Origin of the sequence: Nocardia sp. NPDC051570, from assembly GCF_044454005.1 — a bacterium.
Taxonomy (GTDB): Bacteria; Actinomycetota; Actinomycetes; order Mycobacteriales; family Mycobacteriaceae; genus Nocardia.
In genome coordinates, this window is record NZ_JBITDI010000005.1 from 409,678 (window position 1) to 432,827 (window position 23,150).

Consider the following 23,150-nt stretch of genomic DNA (forward strand, 5'->3'; position numbering starts at 1 on the left):
GGATCAGCGCGGCTTCACCAACGGGAACGGCAGCGTCTCGCGGATGCTGCGCCCCGTGATCAGCATGACCACGCGGTCGACGCCCACGCCCAGGCCGCCGGTCGGGGGCATGGCGAATTCCAGGGAGTGCAGGAAGTCCTCGTCGAGTTCCATGGCCTCCGGATCGCCGCCCGCGGCCAGCAGGGACTGTTCGGTGAGGCGGCGGCGCTGTTCCAGGGGGTTGGTGAGTTCGCTGTAGGCCGTGCCCAATTCGACGCCCCAGGCGACCAGATCCCAGCGTTCCGCGACGCCCTCGATGCTGCGGTGGGCGCGGGTGAGGGGGGAGACCGAGGTGGGGAAGTCGATGTAGAAGGTGGGGGCCTCGGTGCGGGCCTCGACCAGATGCTCGTACATCTCGAGGACGATCTGCCCGGCGTCCCAACCGGGCTGATGCGGCACATTCGCCTTATCGCACAGCACCCGCAGGCGTTCGAGATCGGTTTCGGGGGAGACGGTTTCGCCGATCGCCTCCGAGATCGCGCCGTGCACCGTCTTCACCGGCCAGTCGCCGGAGATGTCGACCGCGGTCACCGCGCCGTCCGCATCGGGCCGCAGCGCGACGCAGGCGCCGTTCGCGGCGATCGCGGCCGCCTGGATGAGCTGGCGGCAGGCATGCATCATCCGCTCGTAATCGCTGTGCGCCTCATAGGCTTCCAGGATCGTGAACTCCGGATTGTGGCTGTAGTCCACGCCCTCGTTGCGGAACACCCGGCCCAGTTCGAACACCTTCTCCATACCGCCCACGCACAGCCGCTTCAGATACAGCTCGGGCGCGATGCGCAGATAGAGATCCAGATCGTAGGCATTGATATGGGTGGTGAACGGTGTGGCGTTCGCGCCGCCGTGCACCTGCTGCAGCACCGGGGTCTCGACCTCGAGAAAACCCCAGCCGTTCAACGTGTCCCGCAGCGAGCGCACCACCGCGCTGCGCTTGGCCAGTACCTCGCGGGTCTCGGTGTTGATCGCCATATCGACGTAGCGCTGACGCACCCGGGCCTCGGGATCGGATAGGCCCTTCCACTTGTCCGGCAGCGGATGCAGGCATTTGCCGAGCATCCGCCAGTCCTGCGCGAGCAGCGACAGCTCGCCGCGGCGGCTGTGCCCGATCTGGCCGCTGACCTCGATCAGATCGCCGAGATCGAAGTATTCGTCGAATTCACCGACCCGCTGGGCGCCGACCCGGCCGCGGTCGATCAGCAGCTGGATATCTCCGGACCAGTCGCGCAGCTCCGCGAAGATCACCCCGCCGTAATCGCGAATCCGCAACAGCCGCCCGCACACTCGGACGGTCGTACCCTTCGGCGAGCGCCGCGCCTCGGCGACGGTATGGGTCGGGGGATAGGCGATCGGATAGCCGTCCGCGCCCGAGGCCTCGAGTCGCGCCAGCGTGTCCATGCGCACCCGTACCTGTTCGGGGCGGCGCGGCTGGGCCGGTTCCAACTCCTCCGGCGGCAACTCCGGTGGGCTGCCGTCGGCGTGCAGGCCGGTCATCGTCGGCGGGACGGCGGAGTGAATGCCGGTGTGCGCCAGGGCATCCGGCTTCTTGCCGATGCGCGGCAGATATCCCTCGGCCAGCGCGCTGGCGATCGCCACCCGCACCAGCTGGCGGCGATCCTCGAAGATGAAGAACCGCGGCGCCCACCTGGGCTGATACTTCACATTCGATCGGTACAGCGCCTCGAGCTGCCACCAGCGGGAGAAGAACATCAGCAGGCTGCGCCACAGCCGCAGTACCGGGCCGGCGCCGATCCGCCCACCCTCCTCGAATACCGAGCGGAACACCGCGAAGTTGAGCGAGACCTTGGTGAGGCCGTACTGCTCGGAGGTGAGCGCCAGCTGCGAGATCATCAACTCCATGATCCCGTTGGGGCCCTTGGGATCTCGCCGCATGAGATCCAGCGACACACCCGTGCGCCCCCACGGCACCAGCGACAGCATGCCCCAGACGCGCTCACCCTCGATCGCCTCGACCAGCAGGCAGTCGCCGTCGAGCGGATCGCCGAGCCGGCCCAGCGCCATCGAGAAACCGCGTTCGGTCTCGGTATCGCGCCAGGCGTCCGCGCGCTGGATCGCCTGCTCCATCTCCCACTCCGACAGCTCGCTGTGGCGGCGGACGTGCACGGTGATGCCCTGTTTGCGCAGCCGGTTGGCGGCCTGGCGGACCTGTTTCATCTCCGGACCGGCGAGTGAGAACGTGCGGGTGTCCAGCAGTGCCTCATCGCCCAGCCGCAGCGCCGACAGCCCGGCGCGCCGATAGGCCGTCGCACCGAGTTCGCTCGCGCCCATCACGGCCGGGGCCCACCCGTATTGGTCGGCCAGGCGCAGCCAGGCGTCGATGGCCTGCGGCCAGGCCTCCTTCAGGCCGATCGGATCGCCGGAGGCCAGGCAGACACCGAGTTCCACGCGATAGGTCACCGCGGCCTTACCACTGGGCGCGAAGACCGCCGCCTTATCGCGGCGGGTCGCGAAGTAGCCCAGCGAATCCTCGACATCGGAGCGTTCCAGCAGTCCGCGCAGCGCGGATTCGTCCAGTCCGGTCAGCGCGTTCGAGGCGCGCTGCGAGCGGAACAGCACCACCGCGGCGAGCAGTAGCGCCAGCGCGCCGAGCAGGCCGAGCAGCAGATTCACGAAATGCGGTGGATGACCGTCGTAGTTGTCGGCGCCGAACAGGATCGCCGGCACCACCCGCGCCGCCGCCCACAGCGGCCGCTCCGGGCCGCGCGGCAGGGTGCCCGGGAACAGCTCGATCAGGCCCCAGCCCAGCAACCAGCCGACCGCGAGGCCGCCGATGAGCACGCCCAGCGCCTTCCACAGTGCGCCGCGGCGGACCTGGGTGTAGAACTCCGGCCACGCCGCGATCAGCAGGCCGATGATCGCCACGTGAGCGACCAAGGCCACCAGGGCGTTCGGATCGTGCTCATCGGCGACATCGAACGTATTGGCCAGCGTGTACAGCGCCAGATATCCGACCAGCAACCACCAGGCGATGCGCTTGCGGGTGGCGATCGCGCCCGCGAGCAGGCCCACCATGAGGGCGGTCGCCAGGCTCGTATCGGGCGCGTCGAAGTAGTAGGCGTCGATATAGCGCCGCGGGACGGCCGTGAGAAAACGCAGGCCCGGCGAGATGCTCCACAGCGCGCACAGGACCGAGAACACGCCCAGCACCAGCCCGGCGATATGCGGTACGTCGGTCAGTCGCCCGTGGCCGCGATGCGGCACCTCCGACGCTCGCGTCTCGCCCCGCGCGCGCCGGTCCTGCGTGGTCGTCACTCGACCAGTGTGCGGCTCGGCGCTCCGGGAACGCGGCACGCCGTCGGGCGAGTCCGTGTCGGCGGTGGTGGCGGTATTCGGTTGCGGCGCCATCAGGTTCGATCCTTTCGGCGGGCGGCGGCCACGCCGGTCCCGGGGGCGGCGTTAGGGCCCGCGACGGCGGAAGTAAAGATGTACTTCATGTCGGATCCAGTCGATGTGCCGATCGATGACGATGTCATTCGACTCGGTCAGTTCTTGAAGCTGGCCAACCTCATCGAATCCGGTGCGGAGGCCAAGACCGTTATCGCCGCCGGATTGGTGCGTGTCAACGACGAGGTCGAGCTACGGCGCGGCCGTCAGCTGCACGCCGGTGACGTGGTCGCCCTGGCAGGTCACAAGGCGAGGGTCGCCTCCGGCTAGCCGGATCGCATCATTCGGCGCGGACGACGATTCCGTCGGAGTCGCTGTAGAGCATCTCGCCCGGCACGAAGGTGACACCGCCGAATTCGACCGGGATATCGCGCTCGCCGGATCCGGTCTGAGTGCTCTTACGCGGGTTGGTGCCCAGCGCCTTGAGGCCGATGTCGAGCGTGCGCAGGATCGCCGAATCGCGAACCGCGCCGTTGACGATCACGCCCGCCCAGCCGTTGGACACCCCGCGCCCGGCGATGATGTCGCCGACCAGGGCGGTATGCACGCTGGCGTCGCCGTCGACCACCAGCACCCGGCCCTGACCGGGCTCGCCGAGTGTCTGCTTGACCAGCAGATTGTCCTGGAAGCAGCGGATGGTGACGATCCGGCCGGCGAATGTCTCGCGGCCGCCGAACTGCGTGAACTGGGTGTCACAGCTGCGAATCTCGGGGCCGATCTCGTCCGCGAGGTCGGCCGTGGCGACTAGGTTTGCTGATTCGGTCACGTCAGTTAGCTTGCCATGATCCGAATGAGCTTTTCCTGAGACGTTCCTCAGTGTTCTCGTACAAGGTGGTACGCGGCGATCTGCGTGGTCAGATTGTGTGTCGAGTGCTTGACCGCGAGCTTCACGAACGGCTCGATGGTCTTGCCCAGCAACCTGCCCGCGAGGCCGCCCGGCACCCGGTAGTCGACGATCGCGTCGACGGTGCAGGAGTGGTCGTCCTTCGGGTGGAACAGGAACGTCGATTCGATCTCGAAGCCCTTGATGGACTGCACCGCGATCGCGGCATGCTCCTCCCAGCGCACCACCGTGATCCGCGAATCCAGATGGGCCGGGCCGAGTTTGATGGTGCCGTCGAAGGTGGCGCCCACACCCTCGGTCTGCTCGCCGACGGGAGTGAACCGGTCGACCTCGGTGATGAACTTCGACAGATTCCGATAGTCGTTGACATAGGCGAACGCGGTCTCGGCCGATGCGGCGCAATCCGCCACGATCTTCACTTCGGTCATGGCGGCCACAATAACGGGCGACCGGTCTACTCGCAGGTCACGCCGTCACGGCCAGCGCCGCGGCCAGGCCGAACACCAATGCCATCACCACCACCTCGGCGATCGCCCGCGTGAGCGAGGCCTCGGCGTCGAGGCGGTGCTCGCTCGCCTGGGGGACCCAGGTGCGCCGCCACCACCACCCGAGCAGCAGCAGCGCGGCCATCAGCACGGTCTTGGCCAACAGGATTCGGCCGTACCCGGTATCCACCAGCGGCGCCAGCCCCTTCACCCGGACCAGGCCGTTGCAGATCCCGGTCACGGCGACCGTCGCCGCGGCGGGCAACGCCCAGGACGAATACCGCGGCAGCACCACCGCCCATTCGCCGCGTGTCCGCAGCACCAGCGCCAGCGCCAGCAGCATCCCGAACCAGCCCGCCGCGGCGAGCGCGTGCACCGCGCCCAGTACCGAACCGAGCGGCTGTTGGGACATATGCCCGGTGATGGGCCGCAGCACCACCGCGACCGCCGCGAAGACCAGCACCGGCTCGGCCGCCGCACGTTCGGGTCGCCGATACGCCAGCGCGCAGTAACCGGTCACGACGAGGGTGCCGGTCAGAATCGCGATGCCGATCTGACCGCCGGTGACCCGGATGAGATAGGTGCCGAAGTCTCCGGCGCCCAGTCCGCTCACCGGCACCCCGACCACTTGCGCTGCCTCACAGGCCAGGACCGCGAATTCCATTGCGGTCCACAGCCCCCCGAGCGCGGCCAACAGCCGCCACGGCGGCGTCAGCCGCTCGTGCAGGCGCGGCAGCGCGGCCAATCCGAGCACGGTCGCGCCCGCACAGTCGGCCAGCGCCCGCATGGGAGCCTCCCCCTGCACCGCATCCGGGGCGGCCAGCAGCAACGCCAGCGCGGCGCCGAATACCGCGGCCGGGACGACCAGCAGCAGAGTGGACCGCATGGCGGTCGAACTGCCGCCGGTCGCCGCCTTGTTCACGACTGTCTGCGGTTCTTCTTGCCGCCCAGCAGCGCCACGGCCAGGCCGCCGACGAACAGCACGAGCGCACCGACGATGAACACCCACACCGGAACTCCGCCGGAGCCGCCCCCGCCGCCGCCGGAGCCGCTGGACGCGCTGGCCTTGGGGCCGGGCGTGCCGGTGCCGGGCTTGGTGAGGGTGAAGGTCCTCGTGCCGCTGACCGGATGGCCGTCCGCCGAGGTCACCCGGTAGGCGATCGTGTACTTACCGGTCGGCCCGAGGTCGCCGACGGGCACGCTGACCGCGGGGCCGTCGACCACGGGTTGTCCTTTGTCCCAGCGGTTTCCGTCCGGACCGACGACCGTCAGCGACGGGAAGCTGGGCTGCAGATTCTCGTTGAAGGTGATGCTGACCCGCGCGGGGCCCGCCTCGATCGAGGAACCGTCGGCCGGTTCGCTGGACACCGGCGTGGAATGCGCCGCCGCCGGACCCGCCGCCAGGAAGGCGAGGCCACCGGCCAGCAGCGCGGTGAGCAGTCCGGCGAGTAGTCGGCGCGTCATGACCGCCGACTCCGGATCAGGCTGCCCAGTCCCAGCGCCGCGCCGAGCGCGCCCAGGACCAGGCCGACGCCACCGAGCCAGCGCGCGGTGTCGTCGCTGCCGTGGTCATCGGATTCGGCCGTGGCGGCCATGCCGTGCTCGTCGCCGCCCTTACTCGCCGCGAGAGTCAGTGTGGGAGCGGGATGTTCGGGTTCGTCGGCGCCCGGAGTCGTGGCCTGATCCCAGACCACCACCTTGCCGTCGCTGTAGGTCTGGGTCGCGGGCAGGCTGACCGTGGCCTGTTTGGGCAGCGGGCCGACCGAGAGCGCGAAGCGCTGGAACAGCCCCGGTCCGACGCCCGGAGCGCCCGGATCCGCGGCCCAGGTGACGGCCGTGACCTGGTTCTTGTCATTCTTGTCCACCTTGGCCGACCAGCCCGGGATGGGTTCGGGGCGGGCCGAGGACACGCCGGGCAGCTGGACGGTCAGCTTGGTGGTGGCGGCGGTTTCCGATTCGGTGGGCACGTTGAAGGTGACGACGCCGTAGCCGCCCTGGGTGGCCCCGGGCGATGAGGCGGTGACATGGGCGGCGGCTGTGCCGGTGGCCAGCAGGGCCAGGCCGGCGGTCGCGGTCGCGGCCACAAGGGCGCGCGAAATCGGGCTGGACATAAGGGGTTTCGCCTTCTCTGTCGAGTGGGTGTGGTCGTTATCGGACCGGCGCCGGTGGCGCCCGCGAGCCGAGGAATCCACTGCGGAGAAGGGTGTAGACGTAGGGGAGTGCGGCGGCCCGGCCGGGTGCGCCGCCGAGCGCGACGAGTGTGCGCGGGCGGTCGACGGCATCCCGATATGCCCGAGCGACAACGGAATACAGCCGCTCCACGGCCGCGATGAGCAGGGCGCATGCCAACGCGGCGACCGCATGTGCCGCGATCATCGCCCCCGCCGGAAGCTGATATGCGGCGAATGACATTGCCATGCCCGCGGATTCGTGCCGATGTCCGGCCAGCCCGGCGAGCGCCTCATGTCCGGCCCACTGCCCACCGGCCAGCGCCGCGAACAGCGCCACCCGTCCGGTCCTCGCCCCGGTCGCGGGCAGCATTCCGGCGAGCGCGCCGATTCCGCCCGCGATCGACACCAGCAGGCTCAACCCCGTCGAATCCGGATAGCCACCGCCCGAGATGCCGTGCGCGGCCACGGCCAGGGCCGCGACCGTCGCACCGACGAGATACCCCCGTACGGCCGCGCGCCCACCGCGCGATCGTCGGTGGGCGGGCGTCTCGTGGCGCGGCATCACACCGCGCGGTGGAACTGGGTGGGCGCGCAGCTCACCGATCGGGATGGCTTGCCGCGGTGCATGATTCGATTATCGTACGCCGAGGCGGGCGAGCAGGTCGGCCTCGATGCCGGACAGTTCGGTGGAGATGGAGGCGTGCACCGCGCGCCGGCGCGGGGACGGCATCTGCTCGGCCGTACGGATCGCGGCGTTCAGGCTGTCCAGGCGGTCGCGGGTGGCCACGGTGAACTTCTTGGTCTCCGTGCCGTCCTTGCCCGCGCGGTCCTCGAGTTCGGCGAGGGTCGATTCGACGCCCGCGATCCGGGCCTGCAGCCGTCCGCCGTGACCGCCGAAATCGCTCAGCTGCTCGAGGCCGATGCCGAGGCGATGGGCGCGGCGGGTGTCGATCTGGCCGCGCACGAAGGTGGCCGCCCGATACGCCAGCGGGGCCAGCACCGGAACCAGCACCCGGGCCACGCCGAGATACTTCTTGACCTGACCGGCGCTGAACAGTTCGCGCTCCGCCCGTTCGGCCGACTTGAGCGCGGCCTTCTCCTCGGCCTTCAGCGTCGCGACCTGTTGTTTGGCCACATCGCGCTGATTGCGGGCGTCGGCGCGGTCGCGCCGACGCTCGTTGCGCGCGCCCAGCTTGGCCTCCAGCTTCGCCTTGTGCTTGAGGGCTTTCGCCTCGGCTTTGCGGTCCGGGCGCCGCTTGCGTTTGGTGAACAACCCCATCGAAAAGGCCTCCGTCATCGAGCCACACGGTTTGCGCCAACCATATCGGTTCGGCCCGAGCCGTTGCGAGGGCACGCTCTATCCGCAACCGCTCTGTGCAGTGTGGTTCACGGTCTTGTCGGGGGTGGGGGCCATACTGCATTACGTGTATTCGGGCAGTGGCGACCGTGACGGTCGCGAGCGGGACGGTGTCGGGGACGAGCGGCGGGCGGCCGCGGTCTCCACGGCCGCCGCGCCCGAGCCGGTCTCGGCCGGGCGCGGCGCCACCCCTGTGAACGGCACGGAGAATGCCGCTGCCGCAGGCGAAGTCGAGCGGGTGGCCTACGTCGACGCGCGGTCGCTGATCGGCTGCCGGCATCGGTTACATCTCGAGGCGACCCATCCCGGGGTGTTGTCCGGGGTGCGCGAGGACGCGGGGGTCCAACAGCGGCGCGAGGCGGCCGCGGCGCATCGGCATCGGGTGCGCGACACGCTCGTCGAGGCGGCCCCGCAGCAGTGGGTGATCATCGATCCGACGCGTCCGGCGGCCGAGCGGGCTGCGGCGACCATGCGCGCCTGCGCCGAGGCGACGCCGCGCATCTGGGGCGCGCTGCTACCGCAGGAGCCCGATACCGGCCGGCGCGGCGGCGTGGAGATCCTGCTGCGCGACGAGGATCGCGGCGGCTACATCCCGGTCATCGTGGTCAATCACAAGGTCACCGATCCCCGTCAGCCCGATCCCGCCGATTTCCATCCGCTCACCTCGGACCTGTACCGCTGGAAGCCGCGGCCGGACAAGCATGTTCGCATCCGCACTCAGCCGCGCGACCAACAGCGCCTGGCCCATCTCTACCGCATGTTGCAGCGGCACGGCCTGGCCAGTCCGGCACTGGTCGGCGGGGCGATCGGCTACCACTTCGACCGCATCCTGGTGCACGACCTGGGCCCGCTGCTCGACGACTACGACCGCCGCTACGCCGACCGGATCGCCGTCGTGCGCGGCGAACTGCCGACCGTGCCGTCCAAGGTCCCCGAATGCCGGCAGTGCCCGTGGTGGTCGCGCTCGGCCACCCCCGAGGAGCCCAGCTGTGAGCGCTGGCTGGTCGACCATCGCGATATCAGCCTCGTCGCCCCGGGCTCGCGCGCCGAACTGCTGCGCCGCCACGGCGTGGAGACGGTGGAGGATCTGGCCGGCTGGTCGGGCGACGATCCGGACGACTGGCAGTACGAACCGTTCGCCGAGGCAGTGGTCACCGCCCGCGCCTGGATCTCCGGGGCGCCGCTGGTCCGCCGCGTCGAGCGGGTGCGGGTGCAGCGCGCCGATGTGGAGGTCGACGTCGATCTGGAGAGCTTCCAGGAATTCGGCGCCTATCTGTGGGGCACGCTGCTGGATGGGGTGTACCGCCCGTTCGTCACCTGGGATCCGCTGCCCACCGCCGATGAGGCCCGCTCGTTCGCCGAATTCTGGGCCTGGCTGATGGGGGTGCGCGCCGAGGCGACCACCGCCGGGAAAACCTTTGCGGCCTATTGCTATTCGCGCACGGCCGAGGACAAGTGGCTCTACGAGTCGGCCCGCCGATTCGCGGGTATGCCGGGCGTGCCGACCGAGGCGCAGATTCGCGACTTCGTCGACGGCCCGCAGTGGGTCGACATGTTCCAGGCCGTCTCGGAGCAGTTCATCTGCCCGGGCGGCAAGGGCCTGAAGAAGATCGCGCCGGTGGCCGGATTCTCCTGGCGCGATCCCGAGGCCGGCGGTGAGGCGTCGATGAGCTGGTATCGCGCCGCCGTCGGCTACGACGGCGAACCCGATCAGAGCCAGCGGATCCGGCTGTTCGAGTACAACGAGGACGATGTCCGCGCGACCAAGGTGCTGCGCGACTGGATGGACCCGAGAACACCGGGCGCACCCAGCGCGGATACCGAGGTTCCGGGTATGGCGGACTTCCGAGGTCCGGGTTTCGTAATATCTGAACGTGACTGAGCACGCCGAACAACTCGAGTTTCAGGCCGAAACCCATCAGCTCCTGGAACTGATGATCCACTCGGTCTATTCGAATAAGGACATCTTCCTGCGCGAACTGATCTCGAACGCCTCCGACGCACTGGACAAGCTGCGGCTGGAGTCGTTCCGGGACAAGGACCTCGAGGTCGATACCTCCGATCTGCACATCGAGCTGGAGGTCGACCGCGACAACCGGATCGTGACCGTACGCGACAACGGCATCGGCATGGCCCGGTCCGAAGTCATCGATCTGATCGGCACCCTGGCCAAATCCGGCACGGCCCAGCTGCGCCGTCAGCTCAACGAGGCCAAGTCCGAGGCGGCCGCCGAGGAGCTGATCGGCCAGTTCGGTATCGGCTTCTACTCGACGTTCATGGTGGGGGATCGGGTCACGCTGACGACCCGCAAGGCGGGCGAGCCCACCGGCACCCGATGGGAATCCACCGCGGGCAGCCCGACCTACGCCATCGAGACCGTCGAGGACGCACCACAGGGCACCTCGGTGTCGGTACATCTGAAGCCCGCCGACGAGGAGGATCACCTCTTCGACTACACCCAGGAGTGGAAGCTCCGCGAGATCGTCAAGAAGTACTCCGATTTCATCGCCTGGCCCATCCGCATGCCGGTGGAGCGCACGATCACCGAGGGTGAGGGCGAGGACAAGCAGGACAAGACGATCCTCGAGGAACAGACCCTCAACTCGCAGAAGGCGTTGTGGACGCGCCCGCGCAGCGAGGTCTCCGAGGAGGAGTACAAGGAGTTCTACAAGCACATCGGCCACGCCTGGGACGATCCGCTGGAGATCATCCCGCTCAAGGCCGAGGGCACCTTCGAATATCAAGCGCTGCTGTTCATTCCGACGAGCGCGCCCTTCGATCTGTTCATGCGCGAGCACAAGCGCGGCGTGCAGCTGTATGTGCGCCGGGTGTTCATCATGGACAACTGCGAGGAGCTGATGCCGGAGTATCTGCGCTTCGTCAAGGGTGTGGTGGACGCGCAGGACCTGTCGCTCAACGTCTCTCGCGAGATCCTGCAGCAGGACCGGCAGATCCAGATGATCCGCAAGCGGCTGGTGCGCAAGGTGCTGTCCACCGTGAAGGATCTGCAGGGCGCCGAGGACAAGTCGAAGTACCAGACGTTCTGGAAGGAGTTCGGCCGCGTCCTCAAGGAGGGTCTGCTGTCGGACTCCGACAACCGCGAAACCATCCTGAAGGTCTCGTCGTTCCCGTCCACGCATTCGACGGACGAACCGACCACGCTCGCCGAGTACATCGAGCGGATGCCCGAGGGCCAGGACCAGATCTACTACATGACCGGCGAATCCCGGCAGCAGATCGAGAACTCGCCGCATCTGGAGGCCTTCCTGGCCAAGGAGCGGGAGGTGCTGATCCTCACCGATCCGGTCGACGAGATGTGGGTCGGCTCGGTGCCGGAGTTCGAGGGCAAGCAGTTCCAGTCCATCGCCAAGGGCGAGGTCGATCTGGAGTCCGAGGACGAGAAGAAGGCGTCCGAGCAGCTGCGCGAACAGCAGAGCAAGGATTTCGGCGATGTGCTGAAGTGGCTGGAGCAGACGCTGTCCGACAGCGTCAAGGAGGTCCGGCTGAGCTCCCGGCTGACGACCTCCCCGGCCTGCATCGTCGGCGACGCGTTCGACTTCACCCCGCAGCTGGAGCGCATGTACCGGGCCTCGGGCCAGGCACTGCCGGAGACCAAGCGGATCCTGGAGCTCAATCCGGACCACGCCCTGGTCACCGGCCTGCGCGACGCCTACGCGGCGAAGAAGGAGGACGCCGACGCGGGTAAGGCCGACGACCTCAGCGCGACCGCGGAACTGCTGTACGGCACCGCGGTTCTCGCCGAGGGTGGCGAGCTGAAGGATCCCGCGCATTTCGCGAAGATCCTGGCCGAGCACCTGACCGCCACCCTGTGATGTGATCCGGCTCATATTTGCGCACCCCCGCGGGAACTCCCCGCGGGGGCATGCGTTAAACAGGAGGGTCGCAGTTTTCAGCATGTTCGTGTACCACTCAGGCTCGCGCGGAACATTGTGCGGGCGTCGCTTTCTCCTTGCGAGGCAAGTTGCAAGTCGCCGTCTGATGCGACCCGCTCCCACGACCGTGGGATCGAAGTAACAACTCGTCAGGAGACGACAATGGTTCAGGGAACCGTGAAGTGGTTCAACTCGGAAAAGGGCTACGGCTTCATCGCCCATGAGGGCGGGCCGGACGTGTTCGTGCACTACTCGGAGATCGACGGCAGCGGCTACCGCGGCCTCGAGGAGGGCCAGGCGGTCACCTTCGAGATCACCCAGGGCAAGAAGGGCCCGCAGGCCTCGGGCGTTCGCGCCATCTGATAGGCGACGCAGACCTGACGAAGGCCCGCACCGATCGGTGCGGGCCTTCGTTGTCTGGACGAGCCTGCGCCGGGCGGTCCTGTGGATTCGCCCGGCGACGGCCGGATCGGTCCGGCTACCGCGGGGCCATGCGCAGGGCGCCGTCCATGCGGATGGTCTCGCCGTTGAGATAGTCGTGCTCGACGATGTACTGCGCGAGCTGGGCGTACTCGTCGGGGCGGCCCAGGCGCGACGGGAACGGCACACCCGCCTCGAGGCCCTTGCGGTACTCCGCGGTGACGCCGGCCAGCATCGGGGTATCGATGATGCCGGGGGCGATGGTGTTGACGCGGATGCCGAACTGCGCCAGATCGCGCGCGGCCGGAATGGTCATACCGGCGACACCGCCCTTGGAGGCCGAGTAGGCGATCTGGCCGATCTGACCTTCGAAGGCCGCCACCGACGCGGTGTTGACGACGACACCGCGCTGGCCGTACTCGTCGACCGGCTCGGTCTTGGCGATGGCGTCGGCGGCCAGGCGCATGACGTTGAAACTGCCCAGCAGGTTCACGGTGATGACCGTGCGGAACAGCTCCAGATCGTGCGGCCCGTTTTTGGACAGGATGCGACCCGCCCAGCCGACACCGGCGCAGTTGACGACGATGCGCGGCGGGACGCCCGACTCGACGACCGTGGCGACCGCGGCCGCCACCTCGTCGTTGCTGGTGACGTCGGTAGGAAGCAGGGTGACACCGGCGGGGACGCTATCGCCCGCGCGCTCGATCGACTGCTGCAGGTCCAGTCCGAAAACGGTGGCCCCCAGGTCGGCGAAGCGCTTGGCGGTCGCGGCGCCCAGACCGGACGCAGCGCCGGTGATGATTGCGGCGGAGCCCGAAATCTCCACGGTGTTATGGTCCTCTCGTTCGTGACGGCCCTTCGCTGGCCTTCCGTCGTTACGCACCCTAACCGGCGTTCTGGGCAGATCGGTCGGGGGATGGGCGATTCGGCGCAGAATGGAGCGGCCGAAACATGTGTCGATCGCTGACAACGGAGTTGCCGCATGCCGGAGCCGGCCCTCACCGTCCACCAACTGCCCCGTGGCCGCCACGGCCTGCCCCGCGAGGCGGTGGTGCGATCCCAGCGTGCCCGCATCCTGGACGCGATGGCCGAGGTGATGGCCGAAAACGGTTATGTGAAGACATCGGTCGCGATGATCATCAAGCGGGCCCGGGTATCGCGGGAGACCTTCTACGAGCAATTCCGTTCCAAGGAGGACTGTTTCGAGGCCGCCTACGAGCGCGCGGCGGAGCTGCTGCTCACGCGGCTCACCGAAACCGCTCAGGCACAATCGGATTCGGCCTCTGAGCGGCTGGACATCCTCCTGCGCGCCTATCTGGAGGGCGTGGCCGGCGAACCGGCCTATGCGCGGCTGTTCCTGGTGGAGGTCTACGCCGCGGGATCGACGGCGATCGCCCGCCGCATGGCGCTGCAGGATTCGTTCGCGGCGCTGCTGTGGGAGGCCCTGGGCGCGACGACCGAGGATCAGCGCTTCGCCTGCCAGACCCTGGTCGCCGCGATCAGCGGCCTGGTCACCGCCCGCGTCGCCGCCGAGGATCTGGACGGCCTGCGCGCCCTGCGCGAACCGCTCGCGGCCATGGTCCGCCGCGGCGGACCGCTGTACGGTTCGGCCGAGATCTAGTGCTGTTCGGTCAGACTCGGCGCGGGATCGACCCGGTTGTCGCGGCGGCGTAGCAGCCAGAGGATCAGACCCGCGGCGAGCGGCGCCACGGCGGCCAGACCCATCTCGGCGACGCGCCCCATTTCGAACGTCGACAGCAGCGTGGCCGCACCGATGTAGAGGAACAGCAGCCCGGAGCCGAGCGCGATGGCGCGCTCGGGGATGTGCTTGCCGACCGTGATGCCGATGGCGATGGCCAGTCCGCCCGCGGCGACCATGCCCACGACCGAACCCAGCCAGACGCCGAACCAGCCGTGCTGGGAGGCGAGGGCGATGGTGGCGAACATGGTCCGGTCGCCGAGTTCGGCGAGCAGGAAGGCCGAGATCACCACGAACAGCGCGCGACCCGAATTCGGCGCGACGGCGTGGCGCGGCTGTTCGGTCTCCGCCTCGGGGGAGTGGACCTCACGCAGCGTCCACACGCCTACGCCGAGCAGGATGACGGCGGTGATCAGGGCGATCAGATTCGTGGGCAGGGCCGCGCCCAGGAAATGGCCGACGGCCACCGCGATCAGATTGACCGCGACACTCGCGACCGCGATGCCGGACAGGACGACCCACCAGCGATAGCGCAGCGCGAAGGTCAATGCCATCAGCTGCGACTTATCGCCCAGTTCGGCGAGGAAGAGCACGCCGAAGCTCAGCAATATCGTGGCGATCATGAAAAACGGCTCCCAGGTCTTCGGCCTGTCGGCCGAAGACGGATGCCTTCAGCCGACAACGCATCCGAGTGATCGGTTGGTGTTGTCATCGGCCGAAGGTCTCGCCCACCGGATGGAACCGGTTCGCCTGGCCGGATCCGGATCACGGATCAGTATGTCGACCACACGATTGGGGGCTACTCCCCTTCGCTGTTGCCCACCCTACCCTGGGCGTTCGCCGTACGCAAAGTCGATATCGCCGAAATGGCAATGCGCGCAATAAGTTTGGGATACCATGCCAAAGGTTTCGGTAACCCTCGAGAACCCGGCAGGCGGCCCGTCACGCGGCCAGCAGCATGGCCAGAATCGCGGTGTCGGGATCGCTGCTCGGATCTACGCCGACCCGGCTGACCATCGAGGTGACCGTCCCGTCCAGCTCGGCCTCCACCCAGGCGGCGCGATGTTCGAGGCCCAGATGCGGTACGCCGGGCAGCAATACGCAGCCCGAGGCCGCGCCCGTGCACTCCGGCAGTGACGGCCGGGTTTCCGAGGGCGGATGCAACATCATGAGCGCCGGCGGCACATGGGCGGCAAATCTGCCGGGCGCCAGGGCCGCCGCGCCGAGCACCGGCCCCTCGGCCAGCACCAGGCCGACCGTGCCGGGCGCCGGATCGTCGGGCAGCTCCTCGCGGGCGCCGAATACCGTCGTGGTGGACAGCAGGCCCGGCAGGCTGGCGACCCGCACGGCCAGCGCCAGCAGCTGCGCCCATTCCTTGGTGGTGTCGGGCCACCGGCCGGAGATGACGAAACCCCGCAGCGAACCGCGCGATTGGAACGGCGTGACGCCGACGTGATCGTTGCTGCGCATCAGGTGCCTCCCGCAAGCCCGGACATATGCCCTGAGTACCCGAGAATGACGCAAACAATGTCTGGCACACAAGTACCAGAGAGTGCCAATTCCCAGGTAACAGGCCCGAAACACGAACGGGCCCGCGAACCACGAGGGTTCGCGGGCCCGGAAAGGCGGTCATCCTCAGCCGAAGACGAGGCCCTTGCCCTGCGAGACGGCGCGCGCGAAGCGATCCTGGACGTCGGCCCAGTTGACCACGTTCCAGAACGCCTTGACGTAGTCCGCCTTGACATTCTTGTACTGCAGGTAGAAGGCGTGCTCCCACATGTCGACCTGCAGCAGCGGGATGATGCCCAGCGGCACGTTGGCCTGCTGGTCGTACAGCTGGAACGTGAGCAGCTTCTGGCCCAGGGTGTCGTAACCCAGGACGGCCCAGCCGGAGCCCTGCAGGCCGTTGGCGGCCGCGGTGAACTGCCCGCGGAACTTGTCGAACGAGCCGAACTGATCGTCGATCGCGGCGGCCAGCTCGCCGACCGGCTTGTCACCGCCGTTGGGCGACAGGTTCTTCCACCAGATGGAGTGGTTCACATGCCCACCGAGGTGGAAGGCCAGGTTCTTCTCGTGCAGGAAGATCGCGCCGTGATCACCGGACTCGCGTGCGGCCTCGAGCTTCTCGAGCGCCGCGTTGGCACCGGCGACATAGGCCGCGTGATGCTTGGAGTGGTGCAGCTCGTTGATCTGCCCGGAGATATGCGGCTCCAGGGCGCCGTAGTCGTAATCCAGATCTGGCAGCGTGTACTCAGCCACGATGTCCCTTCCTCATGATTTCGGGCCGTGTGCGCCCCGAGTTGTCCGGCGCACCCAACCATCATTCGTACACCCGCTGGGTTGCAACCGGGTTCGATCCCCCCTGATTCCAATACCCCGCGAGTCTCCCGCCGCGCGGACCCGAAACGATCGGGTTCGGCTCGCGCGTAGCATCGACACCATGTCGTGGCTCGACGATTTGGCCGGGCGGCTGCGGCTTCCGCCGCCGGCCATGGTGACGCCCGAGCAGGCCCTGCCCGGACGGGCCGATCCGATCTCCGTGCCGAAGATCCACTACGTGACCGGCCATCCGCTCGGACCACCCTTCCCCGATGGCATGCGGCTCGCGGTGGTCGCGATGGGCTGCTTCTGGAGCGCGGAGAAGGGCTTCTGGGAACTCGACGGGGTCCATACGACCGCGGTCGGTTATATGGGCGGATACACCCCACACCCGACCTACGAGGAGGTGTGTTCCGGCCGGACCGGACATACCGAATCGGTGCTCGTGGTGTTCGATCCCGAGGTCCTCGACTATCGCGGTGTGCTCGAGCACTTCTGGGAGGACCACAATCCGACCCAGGGCATGCGTCAGGGCAACGACCGTGGCACGCAATACCGTTCGGCGATCTTCGCCCTCGACGAGGATCAGCTGCGCGCGGCGCACGAGACGGCCGCGGCCTATCAGCAGCGCCTGACCGCGGCCGGATACGGCGAGATCACCACCGAGATCACCGTGGTTCCGGCCCCGATCATGGCCTATCCCAAGTCGACTCCGCCCGGATTCTTCTATGCCGAGGGGTACCACCAGCAGTACCTGGCCAAGAATCCGGGCGGCTACTGTCCCGTGCACGCCACGGGCGTCAGCTGTACGACCCCTGCCTCTTAGGGCCCCGGGGCGTTTTCCCTGGGCCCGATGGCGTTTCCCTTCCCAGGGGCCCGGCAGCGTTTCCCTTCCTCAGGGCCCGGCGGCGTTTCCTTTCCTCAGGGCCCGGCGTGCTCTTCGCCGGGCTACATCGGCGGCGCGACGTCCGGCAGCATCGTGCGCGGATCGCAGGAATCGTGCGACTTCCACCAGCGCTGACCGCCCGAGATGAAATCGGCCGGTGCGATGGGGCGGCCGTCGATGGTCTCGATCTCGATGTTCTCGAACCAGACCCGCACGTCGAGTTCGCGCGGATCGACGCCTTCCTGCTGCGAGAACTCCAGGACGTGAGTCGCCGGGCGGTCGCTCACGGTGGTGTCGAAGCTGAGCAGTTCGCGCCACAGCGACCAGCTGCTGTCGTCGACATCGATGAATTCCCAGCCGTGCAGCGCACTTCCGCCGAAGCTGGCGATCGCGTCGTGCAGCCCCTCGACGGTGAGCGGGAAGACCGTGGGCTGGATATCGTCCCAATTCTGCACGCGTAGCGAGGCGGCGATCCGGCTGACACCGGTCAGCGTCAGATGCACCCGGCTCTCCTGGGGTGCGGCGCCATCCGTCGGTTGGGTGAGCACCTCCAGCTCGAGGTGAAATCGTGCGGCCGCGGGATCGGCCGTCACGGCGAGGCATGTGGCCTCGGCCAATGCTGTGTTCAGACCTGTCGTATCCAATGCGTCCACTAACCCCCTGCTCGCGTCCATGGGCCCAGGCTACCGATACTGCCTGCAAGGACCCGAGATTTCGATTTCTGGGCAAAGTTTGTCGTTTTTTTCGCGCGCGATGGGAACCGAACCGGATGAGGTGCCGTCCAAGTAGGTGTCGGGCCTCGCCGCCGGTCTCGGATACGTGTTCGACCAGGCGGCGAGCGCCCGCGTACGGCAGGTGGGCGGCCGCTCCGGGATCAGGAGGGGTGTTCCGGATTGGTCGCCGCCTGCCAGGCGTCCGGATTGTTCCGAGAATTCATATACGACCGATTGGTCCGTGCCGCGCGACCTGTGGATCAGGTTGTGGATTATGTGGATAACTGGGCTGGGCATATGCACAGGTGGGGGATGCGGCAGGCGCGCTTCGGGTATTTAGGGGTCAAAACAGACCACGGGTCGGTCGGGGAACTCCCCGCCCGTCCGGTGCCCGTGGCAGGATCGAAACCGTGACGAGCCCCGAAATCCCGTCGGTGCCGGTGGTGGCCGTGCCTGCCGAATTCGATACGGCGGCGGGCCGCGAGTCGAGCGCCGCCCCGGCCCTACTCCTCGATGTCCGCGAGGACGACGAGTGGCGGCTCGGGCATGCGCCCGGCGCCCTGCATATTCCGATGACCGATGTGCCCGCGCGCGTCGACGAGCTGGACTACGACCGCGAGATCTATGTGATCTGCCGGCAGGGCGGCCGGTCCATGCAGGTCGTGCAGTATCTGACCCATGTCGGATTCGACGCCTTCAACGTCGTGGGCGGGATGGTGGCCTGGCAGAAGTCCGGCCGGCCGCTGACCGCCGAGGGCGACCACGAGGCCAAGATCTACTGATGGAAGGCGGAGGTTCGCGGTGAGCACGGTCGTACAGCCCTGCGCCCGCTGCGGTGCGCGGTGGGCGGTGCGGGGCAACCCGATGCACTGGTGCCCGCGCTGCCGCGGTGTCCTGCTCTCCCCGGCCCCGGTCGACGCGCCCCCGGAGCGCCGCAACTATCGCTGGGTCGCCCGGGCGCCCGGCCGCCGCCCCCGCGACGGCCGCGCGACACGCCCTGCGCCCCGGCGTGATTCGGCCACCCCGCATTACCTCCAGACGCCGCGCTGGGGCCTGCGCGATGCGCCACCACAACCCGCGCCCGTCCCGCATTCGCGGCTGGCCGGATTCACCGACCGCGTCGCCGGACTGCTCATGACCACGGCCGTGCTGTTCGCGGCGGCGGCCCTCGCCGAGGTGGGCCGTTATCTCATCCTGCTGCGCAATCGAACTCGGCTGATCCATCCCGCGCTGCTGTTCGTCTCCGATGCGTCGGTATTCCTGATGGCCGGGCTGGCCGCGGCATTCGCGCTGATGAGTGCGGTGGCCGCGGTGGGCTGGCTGGTGCGGGCCCGGCGCGCGGCCTATGCGCGGGCCGGACGACAGGATCCACGATCGCTGCGAATGCTGTTGTGCGGCTGTCTGATTCCCGTCGTCAATCTGCTCTGGCCGGGTGTGTTCCTGACCGAACTGGCCGCGCGGCACGGCGGCGATCCCCGGCTGCTGCGCGCGGTGCGCATCTGGTGGTGTGTCTGGCTGCTGAACGGTGTGATGGTCGTGGCCGCGGTGTGCTGGCGCTTCGCCCGGACGCTGCAGGCACAGGCCGACGGTGTGATGTTCACCGTGTACACCGATCTGGTCGCGGCGGCGGTCGCGGTGCTGTCGCTGTGGGTGGTGCGGCTGTGCGAGGGCCTTGACCTGCGCGGCCGCCGTCGGATGCCGAAGCGATGGATCGCGGCCTCGGGTCCGGTCGAGCCGGTGATCGAACCGGTGCGCCCGGTCGCGGAGTCCGCCGAGCGCGCATCCGATTCCGCCGTCGGGAATGATGTCGGAACGGATGCGGCGCCCGCGCCGGAGTCCGAGCAGGAGGAGGTCATGGCGAAGTGAGCCGGGGTAGTCGCGCGCCGTTCGTGGTCGCGCACCGGGGCGCGTCGGGAACGCGCCCGGAACACACAGTGGCCGCCTACGAGCTGGCGTTGCAGGAAGGCGCCGATGGCGTGGAATGCGATGTGCGGCTGACCCGCGACGGCCATCTGGTGTGCGTGCACGACCGCACGGTCGACCGGACCTCGTCGGGCACCGGACTGGTCAGCGAGATGACCCTGGACGAGTTGCGGGAGTTGGATTTCGGCGCCGAGGGCGCGCCCGCCGCCGTGCTCACCCTCAGCGAGTTGATCACGCTGGTGCTGGATTGGCGCAGTCGTCCGACCAAACTGTTCATCGAGACCAAACATCCGGTGCGCTACGGCGCGCTGGTGGAGGCGAAGGTGCTCGCCGAGCTCCAGCGCTTCGGCATCGCCGCGCCGGCCTCGGCCGATCATTCCCGGGCCGTGGTGATGTCGTTCGCCGCGACCGCGGTATGGCGGATCCGGCGCGCGGCGCCGCTGCTGCCGACCGTGCTGCTCGGCGAGTCCTCCCGTTATCTCGGCGGCAGCGCCGCGACGACCGTCGGCGCGACCGCGGTGGGTCCCTCGGTGAAGACTCTGCGCGACCATCCGGATCTGGTCGACAAGGCCGCCGCGGCGGGCCGGGCCACCTATTGCTGGACCGTCGACGACCCGGAGGATGTGCAGCTGTGCGCCGATCTGGGCGTGAGTTGGATCGCCACCAATCACCCGGGTCGCACCAAGGCGGTTCTCTCGAGCGTCTGAATTACCTTGCCGCGCCCCTACGTCCGTTGGTGCCGACGACACTGTAGGTTCAGCGTTCGTGGGTAAGAGCAAGCGCAACAGTCCCAAGCCCGACAGCAATCGGGCCCAGCGTCTCGCCGAGCGCAGAGCCGTACAGCAGCAGGCTGCCCAGGTCGTCACGCGCCCGTTCGCCGGGCTGGCCGCCGAATGCGATCTGGTCGCGCTCCGAGAGTTCGTGCCGTCGGCGACCGCGACGCTGAAGCTGGCCTCCGGCGTGGCCGCCGAGCGACCGGTCACCCTCGCCACCGTCTTGCCCGGCGCGGTGTCCGCGCTGGTGCGGGCGGGCGATGAGCCGACCGGATTCGTCGGCGCGCAGACGCAGTTCCAGTCCGCGCATCCGGGCGCCGATCTGGCGGCGGCCGTGCTGTGGACGCAGTCCGCCGATCCGGGCGACTCGCTGTCCGCCGCAGCCGATTCCGAGGGCGCCGGCCCGGCCCTGACCGAGGTCATCGATCCGGGCGCGAGCCTGGATCTGACCGTGCATCAGAACTTCAACTGGTGGGTGCCCGAGGGTGTGACCCCCGATCCGCAGGTGGCCGCGACCATCGAACAGGCCAATCAGGCGATCATGCCGTCGGACCGGCTCGAGCTGGGCGGCGATGTGGTGGGCGCCGCGTGGTGGGTGGATGCCGGGGAGAAGGCGCATCTGCGCTGGGTCCGCCCCGAGGACGAGGACGCGCTCATGCTGGCGCTGGCCCGCGTCCATGCGGTCGGTGGCCTGCATCTGGGCGAGGGCTCGCGCTTCGCCGGATCGTTCCGCACCCACGGGCTGCTGGTCCCGGTCTTCGATCTCGATCGCGAGCGGCATGCGAGTGAATGGATCGCTCCGGCACAGGAATTCGGTGCGCGTTTGGCCCAGGCGCTGGCCACGGATACCCCGCTGACCTCCGATGAGCGGCGGTCGCGCGACGGTCTGCGCTCACGTCAGGTCACCCTGCGATAAGTCGGCGAATTTCGCTGAGAAGCTTTCTGGAAAATCGCATCTCGGAATGCGGGTGAATTGATCTCTATTCGCCCCCGATAACGCGAAAGCTCGGCTCCGAAACCCGGAGCCGAGCTCTTACCGCTGCGCAGTGATCAGATGGATCCACCGGCCGCCGAGGGCGCGCCCGAGGTGTCGCTGGGGCTGCTCATCTCGCGGGAGATGAAGTTCTCCAGATCGAACATGTTGGCTCCGGCGCGGTCGGCGACGGTCAGCAGCGTATTCATCCGCGCGACCTCCTCGACCTGCTCCTTGAGGAACCACTGCATAAACTGCTCGCCCAGGTAGTCGCCCTCTTCGCGGGCGGTGCTGGCCAGCTGGACGATCTGATCGGTGACCGTCTTCTCCTGCTGCAACGCCAGCGCGATCGGTTCGCGGGCGTTCTCGAACTTCGACTTGGCGCCGTCGATGGTCGCGAGTTCCACGGACATGTCCCGGTCGAGGAAGTACTGCACGATCATCATCGCGTGATTGCGTTCCTCGATCCCCTGCTTGTAGAAATGTTTCGCCAGCACCGGCAGATCGGCATTGTCGAACCACACTGCGATCGCGATGTACTGGTGTTCGGCATTGAATTCATGCCGGATCTGATCGTGAAGCAGGGAGTGGAACTTGCTGCGTGGGGTTTCGGGGTGGCTGGACATGCGCACGAGATTAGCCTCGAAAATAGGGGCTGTCATCCAAGTGCACCCTTATCGAGGTAATACTAACTAAGGCAACACTTGCCTTATCGAATTCGCGCTGCCCCAGCAATTCTCGGGGTAGCGGCATCCGGTTTCGGCGGCACGCGTAACTCCCGCGCGATGAACTGCTCGACATCGAACAGATTTCCTTCGGCGCGTTCGTACACGGCCAGGAGGGTCTTCGTCCGGGCTACCTCGGTGACCTGGTCCTCGAGGAACCATTGGGTGAATTGCTCGCCCAGGTAATCATTGGATTCGCGGGCGGTGCGGGCGAGCGTGGTGATCTGTTCGGTCAGCCGCTGCTCGTGGAGCAGCAGGAATTCCAATGCGGCGCGCGGCGATTCGAAGGTCGAGATCACCTCGTCCAGGCCGCCGACCCACACCTCGAGATCGCGATCGAGCAGATACTGCACCATGCGCAGCGCATGGGCCCGCTTATCGTCGGCGCCGTCGTAGGACACCTGGGCCAGTCGCGGCAGCCGCAGCGCGTCGAAATACACCGCGGCCGCCAGATATTGCTGGGCGGCGGTGAACTCGTGCCGGATCTGATCGCGGAGCAGGTCGGGGAAGGGCCGATCGGACATGGTT

Annotated in this window: 25 protein-coding genes; 10 read left to right on the forward strand and 15 right to left on the reverse strand. The window is 68.1% G+C overall.

The annotated features are described in order from the left end of the window. Positions 1-3: 3 nt before the first annotated feature. Positions 4-3,309 (reverse strand): bifunctional lysylphosphatidylglycerol synthetase/lysine--tRNA ligase LysX, encoded by a 3,306-nt coding sequence (gene lysX, locus ACIA76_RS15260; protein ID WP_397152391.1) that lies wholly within the window; start codon positions 3,307-3,309, stop codon positions 4-6. 180 nt (positions 3,310-3,489) lie between these two features. Here lysX and ACIA76_RS15265 point away from each other — a divergent pair, with 180 nt between their 5' ends. Then, a complete protein-coding gene (locus tag ACIA76_RS15265) occupies positions 3,490-3,711 on the forward strand; it encodes an RNA-binding S4 domain-containing protein (protein ID WP_397152392.1) in 222 nt (73 codons plus the stop codon). A 10-nt stretch (positions 3,712-3,721) separates the two neighbouring features. On the opposite strand, the gene rraA is transcribed toward ACIA76_RS15265, so the two are convergent. From rraA to ACIA76_RS15300, 7 genes are all read right to left on the reverse strand, one after another. Beyond that, the gene (rraA, locus tag ACIA76_RS15270) at positions 3,722-4,207 is read right to left on the reverse strand and encodes a ribonuclease E activity regulator RraA (RefSeq protein WP_397152393.1); all 486 of its coding nucleotides are present in this window, start codon (positions 4,205-4,207) and stop codon (positions 3,722-3,724) included. A gap of 47 nt (positions 4,208-4,254) precedes the next feature. Next, positions 4,255-4,713: an SRPBCC family protein gene (locus ACIA76_RS15275; protein ID WP_397152394.1), complete on the reverse strand. Its 459-nt coding sequence runs from the start codon at positions 4,711-4,713 to the stop codon at positions 4,255-4,257. 37 nt (positions 4,714-4,750) lie between these two features. Continuing rightward, the gene (locus tag ACIA76_RS15280; protein ID WP_397152584.1) at positions 4,751-5,656 is read right to left on the reverse strand and encodes a copper resistance D family protein; all 906 of its coding nucleotides are present in this window, start codon (positions 5,654-5,656) and stop codon (positions 4,751-4,753) included. A gap of 32 nt (positions 5,657-5,688) precedes the next feature. Then, on the reverse strand, positions 5,689-6,234 hold the full coding sequence (locus ACIA76_RS15285; protein WP_397152395.1) for a copper resistance protein CopC: 546 nt from the start codon (positions 6,232-6,234) through the stop codon (positions 5,689-5,691). Next, the gene (locus ACIA76_RS15290; protein ID WP_397152396.1) at positions 6,231-6,881 is read right to left on the reverse strand and encodes a YcnI family protein; all 651 of its coding nucleotides are present in this window, start codon (positions 6,879-6,881) and stop codon (positions 6,231-6,233) included. The genes ACIA76_RS15285 and ACIA76_RS15290 overlap by 4 nt, the downstream gene beginning before the upstream one ends. A 37-nt stretch (positions 6,882-6,918) precedes the next feature. Then, a complete protein-coding gene (locus ACIA76_RS15295; protein WP_397152397.1) occupies positions 6,919-7,503 on the reverse strand; it encodes a hypothetical protein in 585 nt (194 codons plus the stop codon). A 72-nt stretch (positions 7,504-7,575) separates the two neighbouring features. Next, positions 7,576-8,220: a DUF6474 family protein gene (locus ACIA76_RS15300; protein ID WP_397152585.1), complete on the reverse strand. Its 645-nt coding sequence runs from the start codon at positions 8,218-8,220 to the stop codon at positions 7,576-7,578. A 316-nt stretch (positions 8,221-8,536) separates the two neighbouring features. Between ACIA76_RS15300 and ACIA76_RS15305 the strand changes: the two genes are divergently transcribed. From ACIA76_RS15305 to ACIA76_RS15315, 3 genes are all read left to right on the forward strand, one after another. After that, the gene (locus ACIA76_RS15305) at positions 8,537-10,180 is read left to right on the forward strand and encodes a TM0106 family RecB-like putative nuclease (RefSeq protein ID WP_397152586.1); all 1,644 of its coding nucleotides are present in this window, start codon (positions 8,537-8,539) and stop codon (positions 10,178-10,180) included. Next, entirely contained in the window at positions 10,173-12,131 is a 1,959-nt protein-coding gene (htpG, locus tag ACIA76_RS15310; RefSeq protein ID WP_397152398.1) for a molecular chaperone HtpG, read from the forward strand. Before ACIA76_RS15305 ends, htpG begins: the two co-directional genes overlap by 8 nt. Positions 12,132-12,353: 222 nt before the next feature. Further along, positions 12,354-12,554, forward strand: a complete 201-nt coding sequence (locus ACIA76_RS15315) for a cold-shock protein (RefSeq protein WP_397152399.1) — start codon at positions 12,354-12,356, stop codon at positions 12,552-12,554. Between the two features lie 115 nt (positions 12,555-12,669). Here ACIA76_RS15315 and ACIA76_RS15320 read toward each other — a convergent pair whose 3' ends face one another. Continuing rightward, positions 12,670-13,437 (reverse strand): SDR family NAD(P)-dependent oxidoreductase, encoded by a 768-nt coding sequence (locus ACIA76_RS15320; RefSeq protein ID WP_397152400.1) that lies wholly within the window; start codon positions 13,435-13,437, stop codon positions 12,670-12,672. A gap of 156 nt (positions 13,438-13,593) precedes the next feature. On the opposite strand from ACIA76_RS15320, the gene ACIA76_RS15325 reads away from it, so the two are divergent. Beyond that, a complete protein-coding gene (locus ACIA76_RS15325; RefSeq protein ID WP_397152401.1) occupies positions 13,594-14,232 on the forward strand; it encodes a TetR/AcrR family transcriptional regulator in 639 nt (212 codons plus the stop codon). Here ACIA76_RS15325 and ACIA76_RS15330 read toward each other — a convergent pair. The 3 genes from ACIA76_RS15330 to ACIA76_RS15340 form a co-directional block, all read right to left on the reverse strand. Beyond that, entirely contained in the window at positions 14,229-14,933 is a 705-nt protein-coding gene (locus tag ACIA76_RS15330; protein WP_397152402.1) for a TMEM165/GDT1 family protein, read from the reverse strand. The genes ACIA76_RS15325 and ACIA76_RS15330 overlap by 4 nt on opposite strands. 319 nt (positions 14,934-15,252) lie before the next feature. Beyond that, a complete protein-coding gene (locus ACIA76_RS15335) occupies positions 15,253-15,780 on the reverse strand; it encodes a peptidase (RefSeq protein WP_397152403.1) in 528 nt (175 codons plus the stop codon). A 165-nt stretch (positions 15,781-15,945) separates the two neighbouring features. Next, positions 15,946-16,569 (reverse strand): superoxide dismutase, encoded by a 624-nt coding sequence (locus ACIA76_RS15340; protein WP_397152404.1) that lies wholly within the window; start codon positions 16,567-16,569, stop codon positions 15,946-15,948. A gap of 181 nt (positions 16,570-16,750) precedes the next feature. Here ACIA76_RS15340 and msrA point away from each other — a divergent pair, with 181 nt between their 5' ends. Beyond that, on the forward strand, positions 16,751-17,455 hold the full coding sequence (gene msrA / locus ACIA76_RS15345) for a peptide-methionine (S)-S-oxide reductase MsrA (RefSeq protein WP_397152405.1): 705 nt from the start codon (positions 16,751-16,753) through the stop codon (positions 17,453-17,455). A gap of 122 nt (positions 17,456-17,577) precedes the next feature. On the opposite strand, the gene ACIA76_RS15350 is transcribed toward msrA, so the two are convergent. Beyond that, positions 17,578-18,189 (reverse strand): hypothetical protein, encoded by a 612-nt coding sequence (locus ACIA76_RS15350; protein ID WP_397152406.1) that lies wholly within the window; start codon positions 18,187-18,189, stop codon positions 17,578-17,580. A gap of 449 nt (positions 18,190-18,638) precedes the next feature. Here ACIA76_RS15350 and ACIA76_RS15355 point away from each other — a divergent pair, with 449 nt between their 5' ends. Genes ACIA76_RS15355 through ACIA76_RS15370 form a run of 4 tightly spaced genes read left to right on the forward strand, consistent with a single transcriptional unit; the run spans position 18,639 to position 21,840 of the window. Further along, positions 18,639-19,010 carry a rhodanese-like domain-containing protein gene (locus tag ACIA76_RS15355; protein ID WP_397152407.1) on the forward strand — a complete coding sequence of 124 codons (372 nt, stop codon included), beginning with the start codon at positions 18,639-18,641 and terminating at the stop codon, positions 19,008-19,010. Between the two features lie 19 nt (positions 19,011-19,029). Then, on the forward strand, positions 19,030-20,094 hold the full coding sequence (locus tag ACIA76_RS15360) for a DUF4328 domain-containing protein (RefSeq protein WP_397152408.1): 1,065 nt from the start codon (positions 19,030-19,032) through the stop codon (positions 20,092-20,094). Continuing rightward, complete coding sequence (locus tag ACIA76_RS15365) at positions 20,091-20,858, forward strand: glycerophosphodiester phosphodiesterase (RefSeq protein WP_397152409.1); 768 nt, start codon at positions 20,091-20,093, stop codon at positions 20,856-20,858. Before ACIA76_RS15360 ends, ACIA76_RS15365 begins: the two co-directional genes overlap by 4 nt. Positions 20,859-20,916: 58 nt before the next feature. Further along, positions 20,917-21,840 (forward strand): DUF5926 family protein, encoded by a 924-nt coding sequence (locus tag ACIA76_RS15370; RefSeq protein WP_397152410.1) that lies wholly within the window; start codon positions 20,917-20,919, stop codon positions 21,838-21,840. A gap of 134 nt (positions 21,841-21,974) precedes the next feature. Here ACIA76_RS15370 and ACIA76_RS15375 read toward each other — a convergent pair whose 3' ends face one another. Further along, a complete protein-coding gene (locus tag ACIA76_RS15375) occupies positions 21,975-22,523 on the reverse strand; it encodes a ferritin (protein WP_397152587.1) in 549 nt (182 codons plus the stop codon). Between the two features lie 83 nt (positions 22,524-22,606). Next, the gene (locus ACIA76_RS15380) at positions 22,607-23,146 is read right to left on the reverse strand and encodes a ferritin (RefSeq protein WP_397152411.1); all 540 of its coding nucleotides are present in this window, start codon (positions 23,144-23,146) and stop codon (positions 22,607-22,609) included. Positions 23,147-23,150 lie beyond the last annotated feature (4 nt).